The organism is Methanolobus vulcani (assembly GCF_006546655.1).
In the GTDB taxonomy this organism is placed as follows: Archaea; Halobacteriota; Methanosarcinia; order Methanosarcinales; family Methanosarcinaceae; genus Methanolobus; species Methanolobus vulcani_A.
The window spans coordinates 637,830-652,756 of sequence record NZ_VIAQ01000015.1 but is presented as its reverse complement, the minus strand read 5'-3'; the positions used below and the strand labels follow the sequence as shown (position 1 = coordinate 652,756).

The window sequence follows — 14,927 nt, the reverse complement described above, 5'->3', positions numbered from 1 at the left end:
ATTGTCGGACAGCCTGTAAAAAAGATACATAACCTTGAGTTTTGAATTATGCCCGCCTAATAATTCACAATAATATAGCTGCCCGTGGTTCATATAATAATACATAATGCAAACTGGTCATAAGAGAGTAAGCTGTAAAATGAAGCAGCGTTCTGGCCGGGATAAAAACCGCTTCAGGAATAAGCTTCAACTAGTTTTTGACCATCACGCCTTTGTCAATAAATTTCTGCAGGTAAAAAAGAAAGATACTAATTAAATCTCAGTTACTGCTGTTGAGTCTTTAAGGATATTATCATAAAGTTCTTTTGTCCAGTCAACTGCACTTTGACCTTTGCATAACATGAACTTATAATCAAACTCTCCGTTATTATTAAACGCACTTATTACAGAGTGAACACTATCAAAGGTGAAATATAAGAATTTCATCTCTTTAGTGTAAATATACATGTGGAAGAATTTATTGCTGATAAAACTTGTAAACTCTTTTTTATATTCTGTTCTTAGCTTGTTAAGTAATTCCTGAGAAACTATATAGTAGAAATCAACATTATTTTCAAGCAGTTCTGCAATGTTCGAATTGAAATTTGGGTATAGTGTAGTAGTAACTACATAAACACGAGAGGATACTTTATAATCAATATTGAAAGATTTATGCATTGAAAATAATTCAGTGATATCTGGATTTATTATTTCACAATGATTAAGCTGACCTATTTTTTTAAGTAAGTAGGATGGAATGAAATCAAGATCCCGGCTTCCCCAATAATCAACATCAATGTCGATGACATTGGTTTTATCCACTAAAGGAATCATATTGTCAACAAGAAGTTTTCCAATAGTTGTCAACTCATAAGTATCATTGTAATGAATAATCAGATAATGCTCTTCCAGAATCTTCATTTGAGGAAGCAATGAATTTCTGCTCGTGTCCATTAATTCCAGAAGAGTAGCCATTTCTTTTGCACCACCGTGCAGAAATAATAGCACATTCATTCTCTTTTCAGAAGCAAATGCTACATCAAGTAATCGTTTTTTAGTCAATTAGTACCCCCATGAACAAGCATTACGTATAATACTATTTGATGCACACTTACGTACCAATTTTATATAAAATAAATCGGTGAATACTAATTAAGCATGTTTGTATAATGCATATTTATAAAAATTATGTAATATATGAAACCTATATCTCCAACATTACTCAAAGGAGAATTCAAATCAAATGATTTCTCATTTTATTCTTTTTACATAACCCTAAAAACCCAGGAATATCCCACACATCACTACAAATATAAATATCACATTAAACCAATTTCCTTTTAATGAGCTCCATGTTTGAAAAGATAATCCCAAAACAGCGAAAAATGTCAACAAGAATTGGAGGAATGCTGATAATAGTAGGAGAAACTATGTTCCTTTTCTCCCTGCTTAATTTCCTGATGATAACAAGATTGCAGTATTACAGTTCAGGTGACAGTTTCATGAGAATGTTATTTCCCCATTACCTGCTGTTCCTTGCAGCACTTTTCATAGTGGCATTTATAGGCATGTGGCTTACCTACGTATATGTATTCCCAAGCAAGCAGCGTTTTTCTCAGGAGCAGGCAATAAAAGATGACAGAAGTCCGATGTATAATAAGATCCTTGAACTTGAGAATAACATTGATGAACTGAAAAAAGTTGTCTTTGAAATGTCAGAGAAAATAGACCACATGAACAAAAAGGATAATAGCTGATTTGAGAAAACTTCCACAAAAATGACCATACAGATAGACCCTATTATTGATGAACCCGCACTTGTGGTTAGAAACGAAACAAAGTCACTGGTAGTTGCCGATATCCATCTGGGAATCGAGTGGGATCTTTATAGAAGTGGATTTTCAATCCCAAGCCGTATGAAATACGGGCTTGAAAGGATTCTAAATTACATAGAGCAGACTTCTCCTGACAGAATAATCCTGCTTGGAGATGTGAAACACAATGTCCCACAAATATCATGGCAGGAGAGAGATGAAATACCATATTTCCTTTCAGCACTCTCTGACCATGCAGATGTGGATATATTTCCCGGAAACCACGATGGTGGAATCGAGTACCTGTTACCGGATAAGAAGAACATAACCGTTCATCCTGCAAGGGGATCTGTCATTGAAGATGTGGGTTATTTCCACGGGCACACGTGGCCTGACCCGGAAATGTTTAAAGCTGAATACATAATCACCGCACACAACCACCCAACTATACGCCTTACCGATTCACTGGGTTATGCTATGGTGGAACAAAGCTGGATAAGAACACGCCTTAATCTTCCTGTACTTCAGGAACATTTCAGCAGCCTTGAACTTGAAAAAGACAGTGAGAACTGGAATGACCCGGAGCTGATAATCGTACCATCGTTCAATGAACTCTGTGGCGGTGTGGCTTTTAATGAATCAATGCATGATGACCTGCTGGGACCATTATTTTCATCACGAGGTGTTGATATCGATAATGCCCAGGCATACCTGCTGGATGGAACTCAGCTGGGTAAACTGAAGAACATAAGGAAACTTGAAGAAAGCAAGGTTCGGCCGAGGAAAAAACGTAAAGGTCAAGGAAGCAGGAGTAAAGAAAGGAGCAATAAATGAGTTTTGACAACATATTCGATTCATTTGACCTTAGAATTCAGGCCGCCCTGGAAAAACAGGGATTTAAGGCACCTACCGAGCCACAGGAAAAGGTATTTCCATATATTCTTAAAGGTGACCACACATTCCTCATTGCTCCTACTGGCTCTGGAAAAACCGAATCTGCTGTTCTTCCTATATTCCATGCCATTCTTGCCAAAACACAGGAACAGAGAGTTGGAATTTCGGCTCTTTACATTACTCCACTCAGGGCACTGAACCGTGATATGCTCTCACGCATACAGTGGTGGGGAAAGGAACTTGGCATCGATGTTCAGGTAAGGCATGGAGATACTTCCCAGTATGAAAGGCAGAAGCAATCACGCAAACCGCCAGATTTTCTGATAACAACCCCGGAAACTTTGCAAGCAATGTTTACCGGTTCACGTCTACGAAAGAACCTTTCTTATGTAACCCACGTTGTCGTGGATGAAATACATGAAATGGCATCCTCTAAGAGAGGAACTCAACTTGCAGTTGGTCTTGAAAGACTTGTGGAACTTTCAGGAGAATTCCAGAGAATCGGGCTTTCAGCCACGGTGGGTAATCCTGAAGAAGTGGCAAAGTTTCTTGCAGGTTCTGAAAGAGAGGTATCTATTGTTTCTGTATCCTTACTCAAACTTCTTGATTTCAGCGTAGTTTGTCCACAAATTACAGATGATGACATCACTCTCTCTAAGAAACTGGCATGCGATGTGAACTTTGCAGCACATATACGCTGTGTGAGAGATATTGTTTTGGATAACGTCTCCACGCTGGTATTCGTGAATACAAGGCAGAGTGCTGAAGCACTTGCTGCCGGATTCAATATGCTTGAACTACCAATTGGAGTTCATCACGGTTCTCTGTCTGTTGATTCACGTATCGAAGCAGAGGAATCTTTCAAGAACGGTGACCTTCAGGGACTCATTTGTACATCATCAATGGAGCTTGGAATTGATATAGGTAACGTGGACCATGTTGTCCAGTATGGTTCACCGAGACAGGTTTCCAGGCTCTTGCAACGTGTGGGACGTGCGGGACACAGGATACATGAGGTTTCCAGAGGTACTATCATTGCCATGGATGCCGATGATGTGGCTGAGAGCATGGCAATCTGTAAACTTGCAAATGAAGGAAAGGTTGAATCTATTTCTCCACACATGAATTCTCTTGATGTCGTGGCAAACCAGCTTGCCGGAATTGTGCTTGATTTCGGGGATATTGGAATTGAAAAAATATACACTATCTTAAAGCGAGCTTACCCTTTCAGGAACCTTAGAATTGAAGTTCTCAGGAAAGTGATAGCGCAGATCAAAGATTATCGCATGGTCTGGCAGGAGGAAGGTTCCGATAATATAAGCCGCAGGAGAAAGAGCTGGCAATACTATTACGATAACCTCTCCATGATTCCGGACGAGAAGAAATACGAGATTTTCGATATTGTCACCGGCAGACCTGTTGGAGTTCTTGATGAGGCTTTTGTTATTAATTTTGCCACACCCGGTGCTGTGTTCATTACTAAAGGTGACATGTGGCGTGTCATTGAGATGATAAGTGATCGCAACAGGATTAAAGTGGAACCCGTCAGGGGTATGGGAGAAATACCAAGCTGGACAGGCGAAGAAATTCCTGTGCCTTTTGAGGTCGCACAGGAAGTTGCAAATATACGTTCTGTAATTGCAGGAATGATACTTGAAGAAAAGGAAGACACTGAGATAGCTACTGAACTTGCTACTTTGTATCCTATTGACCCTGATAGTTTGACTGAGCTTCTTTCAATAATCAGAGAACATGTTGAAGGTGGTTATCCACTTCCTGACCAGCATCTTTTTGTTATCGAGAATGACGGTGATGCAGTGCTAATCAACACATGCATTGGTCATAATGCCAACGAAACACTTGCAAAGGTGCTGACTTCATTGCTTGCTGCAAGATACGGAAGCAGCGTGGCACAGGAGATCGATCCTTACAGAATAAAAATGACACTGCCACGCAGAATAAAGGCTAAGGAAATTGAAACTCTTTTGCAGGATATACAGCCGGAGCATATTGAACCTATCATTGAGATGACCCTGAAGAACACTTCGTTGATGAAGTGGAAAATGGTACATGTTGCCAGAAAATTCGGTGCTCTTAGCAAGGATATCGATTATGACAGGATAAGCATGAAAAAGCTGCTTGAGATCTATCGTGACACTGCAATGTATGACGAAGTTATCAGAGAGATATTCCATGATATGCTGGATGTTGAGAGAGTCACAGAGATACTGACAAGGATGGCTGAAGGCGAGATTCGTGTTGTGGTGAGCAGGGCAACACCAATAGGTAGTTCAGGTTTTTCCATGAAACGTGACCTTGTAGCTCCTGAAAAAGCTGACAGGTCTATTGTTATGGCTTTGAAAGAGCGCATTATGAATGATAATGTAATACTTTTCTGTGTGCATTGCAAGAAATGGACATCAAGAAGACAGGTGAAGAATGTCCCTGATGAGATTATATGTCCTGTTTGTGATTCAGGGATGGTGGCGGCACTAAAACCCTGGGAAGATGAGGAGATAAAACTTGTCAAAAAACAGGATAAGGTCACTGCAAAAGAAGATATTAAACGTATCCGCAGGGTTTACAGGAATGCGAATATTGTAATGACACATGGAAAAATGGCAGTAATAGCACTTGCAAGCAGAGGTGTTGGTCCTGAGATGGCAACCCGTGTCATACAAAAAATGCGACATGATGAAGAAGCATTTTATCGTGATATTCTGGTAGCTGAGAGGAACTATGCCAAGAATAAGAGATTCTGGAGTTGATGAAGCATATGCGGACTGCATACTGACCATCAGCGATGATGAAAGATACACATATTGCCACCGACAGGATAATTGCCATATGGAGCGATGAGAGAAAGTAAACGGAACTGTTTATGAATCGTAATTTAATCTTAATACTTTTTTCTTCTCTATAATAAACTATTTGTTTTTATGTCATACCTGTCCTGTTTATTCCTGAGTTGTTAATGGTTATTAATTTGAATTAATTTTCATTTTCTGCATCCCCCTACATTAATCCAATAGTTTTATATCTGATGTTACGCAAATCAAGGTGACTAAAATCTACTCAACAGAGAAGGATTCATTATGAACATGAAAGAAAGATTACTCAAAGCATTAAAAGGTGAAGAAGTCGACAAAGTACCTGTTTGTACTGTAACTCAGTCTGGAATTGTAGAGCTTATGGACAAAACTGGTGCTTCATGGCCAGAAGCACACTCCGATGCTAAGATGATGGCAGACCTTGCATATGCATCATACGCAGAATGCGGTCTTGAGGGCGTAAGAGCTCCATACTGTCTCACAGTACTCGCAGAAGCAATGGGATGTACAATCAACATGGGTACAAAGAACAGACAGCCATCCGTCACCGATCACCCATATCCAAAGGGCGTTGACGACCTTGCTATGCCAGAGGACCTCCTTTCACAGGGAAGAATCCCAGTAGTAATGGAAGCACTTGGAATCCTGAGAGAGAAATGCGGAGATGAAGTACCAGTAATCGCTGGTATGGAAGGTCCTGTAACACTTGCATCCGACCTTGCAAGTGTAAAGAAGTTCATGAAATGGTCCATCAAAAAGCCAGAAGACTTCCAGACCATCCTTGACTTCGCATGTGATGCATGTATCGAGTACGCAAATGCTATGCTTGCTGCTGGTGCAGATGTTATCAGTGTACCAGATCCTGTAGCATCACCAGACCTCATGGCTCCTGATGTATTCGACAAGATCCTCAAGCCAGTCCTCCAGAGATTCGCTGACGGTGTCAATGGTCCAATGATTCTCCACGTTTGTGGTGATGTAACTGCAATTATCGAAATGATGGCAGACTGCCACTTCGAATCCATCAGTATCGAAGAGAAAGTAAAGGACCTTAAGGGCGCAAAGGCAAAGGTAGGAGACAAGTGCACAATCTGCGGTAATGTATCCAGTCCTTTCGTACTTCTTGCAGGTGACGAAGCAGCAGTAAAAGCAGCTGCAAAACAGGCTCTTGACGACGGAATCGACGTCCTTGCACCAGGCTGTGGAATTGCACCTGACACCCCAGTTGCAAACCTTAAGGCAATGGTCGAAGCAAGAGACGATTACTACGCATAAATCTTTTAACATAGCATGCCATAGTTTTACTATGGTCATGCCATATTCTTTTTTTCTATAATAAACTAATTTGACGTTTATTGATGCTGTTTTTAATATTCGGCGTTAACATAAATCTTTAATATAACTTAGCCCATCTTTTATTAATCAAAGGTTATTTGCACAATTCATACGTCTTTTCAAATTTAACTTTGGTTCTTTTGCATTGTAAAACAGGAGATATATTATGCACTATAGTCTAGGAATTGATGCTGGCGGTACGTATACAGATGCTATTCTTGTAAGGGACTCTGATGGAACCGTTGTAGGTTCAGGAAAAGCCCTCACAACATATCCGAATCTTGTTGAAGGTATCAAAAACGCGATTAATACACTTGACCAGGAATATATCCAAAAAGTAACCCTTGTGTCTGTTTCAACAACTCTTGCTACCAACACAGTGCTTGAAGGAACAGGAAGTCCTGTTGCTCTTATTCTTGTAGGCGAGCATCCGGTAAAAGGAGATTTCCCTGCAAAACATGTGCTTTCAATCCCGGGAGGGCATAGTTATAATGGAGAAGAGATTGAAAAACCTGACATTGCTGCAGTAAAGAAATTTGCTGAAAAGTATAAAGATGAGATTTCAGCTTTTGCTGTATCTTCTTTTTTCAGTGTAAGGAATCCAGAGCATGAACTGGAGATTACTAAAGTTCTTCATGAGATTACAGGACTGCCGGTTGTTTGTGGCCATGAACTCTCACAGGATCTTGGGGCGTATGAACGTGCGGTCACTGCATCCCTTAATGCACAACTACTTCCAATATCCCATAAATTCGTTCTGTCAGTAATTGATGAGATCAAAAGAAGAGAAATTGATGCACGTCTGTTAATGCTAAAATGTGACGGTACGGTTGTTGGTTTAAAAGATGCACTGGAAAAACCAGTGGAAACGATATTTTCAGGTCCTGCAGCAAGTCTTGTAGGAGCTTCATTCCTGTCAGGACTTGACACATGTGCAGTAGTAGATGTCGGTGGAACCAGTACTGACGTATCTGCCATACTGGATGGAATCCCTGAACTTTCAGACACAGGGGCAGTTGTCGGAGGATGGAAAACCCGTGTCCGCGCAACAAGGATGGAAACATCTGCGATGGGTGGGGATAGTCATGTATGGACACGCAACAACGTGATCCATATCGGGCCACGAAGAGTAATGCCTCTCTGTCTTGCATCATCAAAATATCCTGGATTTCTGGATAAGCTTAAAAGAAATTTAATCCCCAAAAGAAGTGTTCTTGATAGAAACATCCAACCTACAAAATTCTTCATGAGATCCGGTTTTGAGCCTAAAGGACTTGAGGATGCTGAAGCTGAAGTACTTAAAGCTATTGGAGATGAACCAATGAGCCTGGACGAAATTTCTGCAATTTCCACTCGCTATCCTTCAACTGTTATACTGGACTCCCTTATACAGAAAAGACTTATTCAAGCTATTGGTTTTACCCCATCTGATGCCCTTCATATCCTGGGAGAATATAATTCATGGGATACAAAAGCATCAGTGATCGGTGCTGAAAAACTTGGAAAACTAAATAAAATGACAGATGTTGAATTCAGTACCAAAGTAAAGGAAATAGTCGCAAAGAATATGGCCTTTAACCTTATGACCTATATACTTCCTGATATTGAAAGAAATGGCATTCAGAAGATCGTTGATGGAAAATACAATGCAAGATTTAAAGTTGATATTCCTGTTGTTCTTCTTGGTGGTCCGGTAGTAGCATACAAGGAAATCATGGAAAAAATAATAGATGCAGATATTACCGTTCCCGAACATGCCCAGGTTGGCAACGCTGCAGGAGCTCTCTTTGGAAAAGGTATCCGAAGGATGGAACTTATTGTAAGACCAATATCAATAAATGATCTTGATTCTGGATATTATGTATTCTCCCCGGAAGGAAGAAGTACTTTTTCAGAGTATCGTGAAGCTGTGGAATATGCAGAAGTGCATGGAAAACAAATGATTGTGGAATATATGGGAGAATGTGGTGTTAGCAGAGATAACCTTGACATAAATATGACTAAAAAAACATTTTCACCGGAAGACTGGAAACACGACCCAGTTGAAACTGTGATACAGATCACAGGCATAGGTTATCCTAAAATATTTACAAAATAACCTATTACTTTTTTATTTTTTACTTTATTTGAAAATCTTATTTTAGAATAGATTAATTACAGTGCTATATTTCTGTAATTTCTGAAAAAAAGCAAACTTAACAGTAAAGGAACTAATAACTAAAAAAGAAAAAAGAAACAAGTTCTAAATTTAGAACTTGTAGTTGTCTTCTGGTCTGAAGACAGGTACTTCTGCCTTGTACTTCTCCATGCTCTCGCTCATGAAGGTGTCTTCCTCGTCGGTCATTGCGTCGAGGGCTGCCTTTGCGTCTGCGAGTGCACCAAGTTCGAACTTGGACATGGTAAGCTTTTCTGCACCGTTCAGGATGTCACAGCATGTGATTGCTGCGTTCTTTGCACGGAGGTAAAGGTTATCTCCGTCCTTTGCGATGGATTCTGCAACCTTGTATGCGTTGTCGTATGCAAGGACGTATCCCTGTGGGTCTCTGTACTTGTCAGAGAGTACGAGGATGTCACGGAGCATCTTTGCGTTGCCTGTCTCTGTTGCTACGTTGAGCATTGCTGCATCGTAGTTAAGGGACTCGGACCAGCACTGTACAGATGTACCACCGAATTCACCGTGGTATTCTACAGATTCGTTTGACCACAGGTCACAGCACTGCATGACAAGGTTACCCATTACGTCTGAGTGTGCACATGTTGAGGTCTTTCCTTCCTGTGAGATTGGGCATCCAGTGATTGCCTTTACGATTGTGTTCTCGTATCCACAGTCCTTTCCTGGACCCTGGGCACCTGCTTCATATCCTGCGAGTGTCCTTGGTGCAGAGATTGCTCTTGCGATGATTGCAATGGTGTGTGCAAGGTTCTTGTCAAGGAGACCACCTGCAATAAACATTGCAGTGTTTGCCTGTGAACAGTCAGTGTCACCAGCTGCAATTCTTCCGGTCTTGTCAGCGATCTTTCTGATGTCGCTCCAGATCATGGTCATGTCAATTGAACCGAGGCAGCCAATTGCATATACGAGACCAGGAATGTCATTTCTGAGAATTGCGTAGTCAAGAATTTCCTTACCGCCCATTGTTTCGATGGACAGGAAGTCTGCTCCTGCTTCTGCTACAGCTTCGAATGACTCCATAGTTACGTCATACTTGTCACCGATAAGTGCAAGAAGGTCACGGTTCTCACGAACGTCACCCGGGGTGTGTCTGAGAGCGGTCTTGATTCCGTATTCCTCATGGTATTCTTCCATGATAGTCTTCTGGACGTGTGCGACCTCTCCTCCCCAGTCAGGGTTGTTGGTCATCTGTTCTACGTGTTCTGTTTCAAGTACAATACCTGGGAAACCGACCTGTACAGCTCTTGCCATAATGTCAGTTGTAAGTCTGCGGTATTCTGAGACAAGTTTCTCTTTGGAGACACCAGCTTCTGGCCTTGGTGCGTAGTTAACTTCACCAGTTACGTATCCTGCACCTACTTCTAATCCGAGCTCTGCCTTTACTGGGTAAACTGACTTACCGAAGATCATGTCGTCAGCTGCTTTGTATGCAAGTGATGTGTATCTTTTTACCATTTCTGTCACCTCTTTAGTGTTTGTGGAACTGCTCCTTCAGCTGTGCGAGACCCTTTCCTGAAAGGATTGCGTCTGCCATCTTTGGTGCGTCTGCTGCCTCTTCACCATAGATTCCGAGCTCGTACTGTGTAACGAAGTCCTGGTTTACTGCTCCGCCACCGCACTGGAATGGTATCTTGATACCGGACTCGAGGAGTCTGTCGTTGACTTCCTTGAATGCATACATTGTTGTTGTCATCAATGCTGTACCGGTGAGCATCATTGGGCTTTCCTTCTTTACAGCTGCGATAACTTCGTCGACTGGTACATCACGGCCAAGGTCAACTACTTCGTAACCAGCTGCTCTGAGGAGTGCTGCTACAATTGACTTACCGATGTCGTGTACGTCACCTTCTGCTACGTGGCAAACAACCTTTCCTTTTGGTTTTGGTGCTGCGCCACCCTGTTCCTTACAGAATTCGATACCTTCAAGCATTGCATCTGCTGACATCATAACGTTTGGCAGGAAGATTACACCCTGGTCGTATAAGTCTGTGACAATCTTCATTCCTACCATCAGCACGTCGTCGATGAGTGCTACTGGATCTGCTCCGCCCTCGATTGCCTTCTCGAGACCTTCGATTACGTCGTCTTCTTCTCCGTCAAAGATTGCAGCACAGATTGTATTTGCAGGTTCTGCGCTTGGATACATCTCAGCTGCCATCTCTTCAGGTGTCTGTGCTTTTTCTTTAGCAACATTATACCTAACTAATATTTTGCTTGGGTCTACATCCATCTAATTCTACCTCCTTAGATCTAGATTGACTTCCTGCTGAAACGCTAACATACATTCAAGCGAAGTATGTTTTTGTAAACAGCAGATGGACATCTGTTGGCGCATGACTCTGTTTCCAATAGCAAAAGTCTCCACAACCATTTGCTAACAAGTTTTAGTCATTTGCTAACTTCATCTTTCCACATAAACACCTATTCTGGATAGCTATATAAACCTATCGGGCAATCGGATTTACAACAATAAAATCACGAGAAAAACAGCTATATTTTTGAACAGTGCCCCCAGATTTCATTTTTTGTGAGTGATAAGCAACAAAACACCTCATTATATTTAGAATGTAAACCAATATTACACACGGACATTTACAAAAATGTAAAAAAAAATTACAAAAGAACCATTAACTTTAAATAGTACTGCATAATTTTCTCATTTTTTAGCCAGTAACTAAAGTGAACTTGTTAAAATCATATAAATAGAGATATAAATATAATAGATCATACTAATTTTTTTATTAGATTATTAGTAAGAATCTGTGAAATGATATCGCCAAAAGATAAAGATATTTAGGTGTTTAAATCACTTCAATTTTTTTTTGCTTATTGTTAACCGTTCGATTTAAGTATCGTCAAAAGTCGAAGTGTACAAATAATCCGTATAGAAATATTATAGCAGTTGAAAAAAGTACATGTTATGCGTCACACATATATATAACATTATTTTGGACAGATATTCTGCAAAGAAAGATAGAAAAGATTCATACAAAACATGAATTCAAAACAAAATAACGGCAAAATACAGGTAAAAAACAATAAAAAAGATAGCAGCAAAAAGAATTGCTGCATTTATTTCTCATAATCAATTGTTGTTGACTAAATCTATTGGTTTGGAATGACTATGGTCGTGGTCATGATGGTGATGGCTATTGTGCTTGAAACTTATATTCTGGGCAACCAGGTTCTCAGAAACAGTGTCATTTACCAGATTTACAAGCTCATCATGATCAATACTTGAGACTGCTGAGAGAACCTTGAGTCTGGGCACTTGCCCGGTCTCTGTATCAATGACTTCCATGGTAATATCCTGATCATATGCCGTAAGATTGGTCTTTACAGTATTAGAACCGGATTCAATGTAGAGCTTAATATGCCCAACAAATTCAGGACTGAGCTCTATCACTTTAGATTTAAGAGTCGACATTATATCCTTTGCAGTTACCTGCGCCAAATCTGTGGATATGCGCCCATCTAATACAAATTCCGTAGCATAACTGGCTATACCTGATGCTTCAATAGAATCCATGGTCTGCTCTACAGGCTTTCCTGTTGCCTCATCGATCACTTCAGTATCCGAACTTGTAGTTTTTAATTCATGATGACCATGCTGACTGGGGACATCCCCCATTGCAAGCCCAACAAATTCATCCCAGTGCTCATCTTCCTTGGAGGTGGAAAGAAGTAACACCTTTGCCTTAGGATTTAATTGCTGTACAGAAGCCTCAAGGATTGGGATGCGTATCTCATCGACCAGGTCAATCTTATTAATACATAGTATCTCTGCATCGATAATCTGGCGCATGGCAAAATTCTTTGCTTCCTTCATAAGTTGCTTGAACCTGCTACCATCTATTAATGTAACAAGAGGTTGCACCGTGGTATCCTTCAGATTCATCAGATCAACCTCATTCTTGATGACCTGTGGGAATGCAATTCCTGTTGGTTCTATCAGAATGACATCTGGATGGTAGTCCCTGTTAAGAAGTGTTAATGTTGTTTTCATATTTACTTTAAGAGAACAGCAAATACAACCACTTGTAAGCTCAGTCATATCAAGACCGTATTTGGAAATGACGTCACCATCCAGTCCGACTTCACCTATCTCATTAACAATAACCGCAACCTTCTGGCCAGCTTCACTAAATTCTTTACCAATTCGTATAATAGTGGATGTTTTTCCACTGCCTAAAAATCCACCAATTACAAGTACTTTCATAATTCATTCCTTCTAAAAATTAAAAGGAAGCTCAAGCTTCCTGTTCCATAACCACAAGGTTTTCCCACCTGAAAGTGTCCTTTGGACATGCATTAATGCATCTCTTACAGTTTGCACCATCACAAAGGTCAGAACTGATCATAACAACACCTTCATCATCAATTGTGATGGCATCATTAGGACAGACCTTGATACACTTTGGACATTCCGGACAGTTAACCTTCATTGTAAGGAATGTACCAACTCTCTCAAGAACCTGCAATCCTTCCGGACCAAGAACAGGGATATCTTTCTCAACGACCTTGTTTACATTAACAGTGCCTTCTGGAAGATCGATCTGAGGCAGTCCTTTCTTCTTGAGGAACTTCTTGAGCATCTTGAATGGCATACCTTCGCCCCAATAGGATATCTCCTGGATGTATGCTTCCTTGAATGCAGGATCGGTTGCAAACATGACGTGGTTGCTGACAATCTTTGAAGCGATTTCCTGAAGTTCCCAGAGCCTGTCCTCTGAAAGGAGGATTTCCCTTGCAACGATAAGTGAGGTGTTACCAATCTGTATGACCTCATCTACATTGAATGGGACCATGCCAACCTGGTGTGCCTTGACCGCATCCATGTAAGTACCTGCGGCACCGGACATGTATGCTTTCTTGACATCGGCAACTTCAATTCCTGCTGCATTACACAGTGCAAGATGTCCTGCACGGATTGCACCCATTGCAAGACCTGCTGCCTCAACATCCTTCTCGAAGAACTTGATCTTGTCCTGCAGGTAAAGTATGTGATCAGGCGTGTTGATCTTTGGAAGTGTGATGATTCCGTCTTCCATTCCTGCTTGAATAATTGCAATGACACCAGTACCAGTAATTCCCTTTGCTTTAATGGAGTCTTCTTCAATGATATCTCCATTGTTAGGATTGATCAATTGTGCCTTGACAGTATTCATTTCTTCGTCAAGTACATAGTTACGTATATTCTTACCCTCAAATTCAACATCGGAAATTACGAATGGTGATGCAAGGTTACCATATTTGATCTGCTGACCTTCAAGAGCAGGACCTGCTGCTGCGGAACCTGTGTAGATTGTTCCTTCATGGATAAGTGCCATTTCTGCATTTGTTCCGTAATCAGTTGCAATTGCGGTTTCCTTTGTATCAAGGAATCCTGATTTGATGATAAGTGCAAGTGCATCGGCACCGACTTCATGTCTGATTGCAGGTGGGACAACAAGCTTTGCATTTGGATAGACTTCAAGTCCCTTAATCTCTGAACACTCAATGATTCTGGCACTTCTGTCAGATTCTTTGATGTTCAGCTTTTCCTTCTTCCTTTCTCCTGCATAAGCAAGGTCATCAATTGGAATTCCCTGGAAAATGGAAAGTTGTATAGGGTTTCCGCAAATAGACATTCTTTCCAGTTCTTCCGGCTTAACTCCCAATGTCTCAATAATATGCTTTACAGCATTGACGTGTAGACCCTGAGCAAGATCAAGACCATAAGTAATGGCAAAATCCAGATGGTCCATAACATTTGCTCCTGGGAGCGGGTTACGGAGAGTAATAACTGTCTTTTGAATATCACCACTATCAAGGTCAATCTTCTGTGCTCTGATACCACTGGTACCTATGTCGATTGCAACTCCAATTTTCATTTGAATCCCTTTTTATTTCTTTTAAAAT

At 40.8% G+C, this 14,927-nt stretch carries 10 protein-coding genes; 5 read left to right on the top strand and 5 right to left on the bottom strand.

Features of this window, described 5'->3' with window-relative positions:
• Window positions 1–252 precede the first annotated feature (252 nt).
• Window positions 253–1,041, bottom strand: coding sequence for a helix-turn-helix transcriptional regulator (locus FKV42_RS10500; protein ID WP_230375600.1), 789 nt, complete (start codon window positions 1,039–1,041; stop codon window positions 253–255).
• Window positions 1,042–1,322: 281 nt separating this feature from the next.
• Between FKV42_RS10500 and FKV42_RS10495 the strand changes: the two genes are divergently transcribed.
• The 5 genes from FKV42_RS10495 (at window position 1,323) to FKV42_RS10475 (ending at window position 8,951) form a co-directional block, all read left to right on the top strand.
• On the top strand, window positions 1,323–1,736 hold the full coding sequence (locus tag FKV42_RS10495) for a hypothetical protein (RefSeq protein WP_230375599.1): 414 nt from the start codon (window positions 1,323–1,325) through the stop codon (window positions 1,734–1,736).
• Between the two features lie 21 nt (window positions 1,737–1,757).
• Window positions 1,758–2,627 carry a metallophosphoesterase gene (locus tag FKV42_RS10490; RefSeq protein WP_154810150.1) on the top strand — a complete coding sequence of 290 codons (870 nt, stop codon included), beginning with the start codon at window positions 1,758–1,760 and terminating at the stop codon, window positions 2,625–2,627.
• Window positions 2,624–5,455: a DEAD/DEAH box helicase gene (locus tag FKV42_RS10485; protein WP_154810149.1), complete on the top strand. Its 2,832-nt coding sequence runs from the start codon at window positions 2,624–2,626 to the stop codon at window positions 5,453–5,455. Before FKV42_RS10490 ends, FKV42_RS10485 begins: the two co-directional genes overlap by 4 nt.
• Before the next feature lie 327 nt (window positions 5,456–5,782).
• The gene (gene mtaA / locus FKV42_RS10480; RefSeq protein WP_154810148.1) at window positions 5,783–6,793 is read left to right on the top strand and encodes a methylcobamide:CoM methyltransferase MtaA; all 1,011 of its coding nucleotides are present in this window, start codon (window positions 5,783–5,785) and stop codon (window positions 6,791–6,793) included.
• 226 nt (window positions 6,794–7,019) lie between these two features.
• On the top strand, window positions 7,020–8,951 hold the full coding sequence (locus tag FKV42_RS10475; RefSeq protein WP_154810147.1) for a hydantoinase/oxoprolinase family protein: 1,932 nt from the start codon (window positions 7,020–7,022) through the stop codon (window positions 8,949–8,951).
• Window positions 8,952–9,101: 150 nt separating this feature from the next.
• Here the strand turns inward: FKV42_RS10475 and mtaB are convergent, their stop codons facing one another.
• From mtaB to FKV42_RS10455, 4 genes are all read right to left on the bottom strand, one after another.
• Window positions 9,102–10,481 carry a methanol--corrinoid protein co-methyltransferase MtaB gene (mtaB, locus tag FKV42_RS10470; RefSeq protein ID WP_154810146.1) on the bottom strand — a complete coding sequence of 460 codons (1,380 nt, stop codon included), beginning with the start codon at window positions 10,479–10,481 and terminating at the stop codon, window positions 9,102–9,104.
• Between the two features lie 13 nt (window positions 10,482–10,494).
• A complete protein-coding gene (gene mtaC, locus FKV42_RS10465; protein ID WP_154810145.1) occupies window positions 10,495–11,256 on the bottom strand; it encodes a methanol--corrinoid protein MtaC in 762 nt (253 codons plus the stop codon).
• 855 nt (window positions 11,257–12,111) lie between these two features.
• Window positions 12,112–13,245 carry a GTP-binding protein gene (locus FKV42_RS10460; RefSeq protein WP_154810144.1) on the bottom strand — a complete coding sequence of 378 codons (1,134 nt, stop codon included), beginning with the start codon at window positions 13,243–13,245 and terminating at the stop codon, window positions 12,112–12,114.
• Window positions 13,246–13,276: 31 nt separating this feature from the next.
• Window positions 13,277–14,899 (bottom strand): methylamine methyltransferase corrinoid protein reductive activase, encoded by a 1,623-nt coding sequence (locus FKV42_RS10455; RefSeq protein ID WP_154810143.1) that lies wholly within the window; start codon window positions 14,897–14,899, stop codon window positions 13,277–13,279.
• Window positions 14,900–14,927: the final 28 nt, after the last annotated feature.

Bases quoted from the DNA above. Each gene is read 5' to 3' on its own strand.
- mtaB (WP_154810146.1), bottom strand. From the start codon at position 10,481: ATGGTAAAAAGATACACATCACTTGCATACAAAGCAGCTGACGACATG.
- FKV42_RS10475 (WP_154810147.1), top strand. From the start codon at position 7,020: ATGCACTATAGTCTAGGAATTGATGCTGGCGGTACGTATACAGATGCT.
- FKV42_RS10455 (WP_154810143.1), bottom strand. From the start codon at position 14,899: ATGAAAATTGGAGTTGCAATCGACATAGGTACCAGTGGTATCAGAGCA.
- mtaA (WP_154810148.1), top strand. From the start codon at position 5,783: ATGAACATGAAAGAAAGATTACTCAAAGCATTAAAAGGTGAAGAAGTC.
- mtaC (WP_154810145.1), bottom strand. From the start codon at position 11,256: ATGGATGTAGACCCAAGCAAAATATTAGTTAGGTATAATGTTGCTAAA.
- FKV42_RS10460 (WP_154810144.1), bottom strand. From the start codon at position 13,245: ATGAAAGTACTTGTAATTGGTGGATTTTTAGGCAGTGGAAAAACATCC.
- FKV42_RS10485 (WP_154810149.1), top strand. From the start codon at position 2,624: ATGAGTTTTGACAACATATTCGATTCATTTGACCTTAGAATTCAGGCC.
- FKV42_RS10495 (WP_230375599.1), top strand. From the start codon at position 1,323: ATGAGCTCCATGTTTGAAAAGATAATCCCAAAACAGCGAAAAATGTCA.
- FKV42_RS10490 (WP_154810150.1), top strand. From the start codon at position 1,758: ATGACCATACAGATAGACCCTATTATTGATGAACCCGCACTTGTGGTT.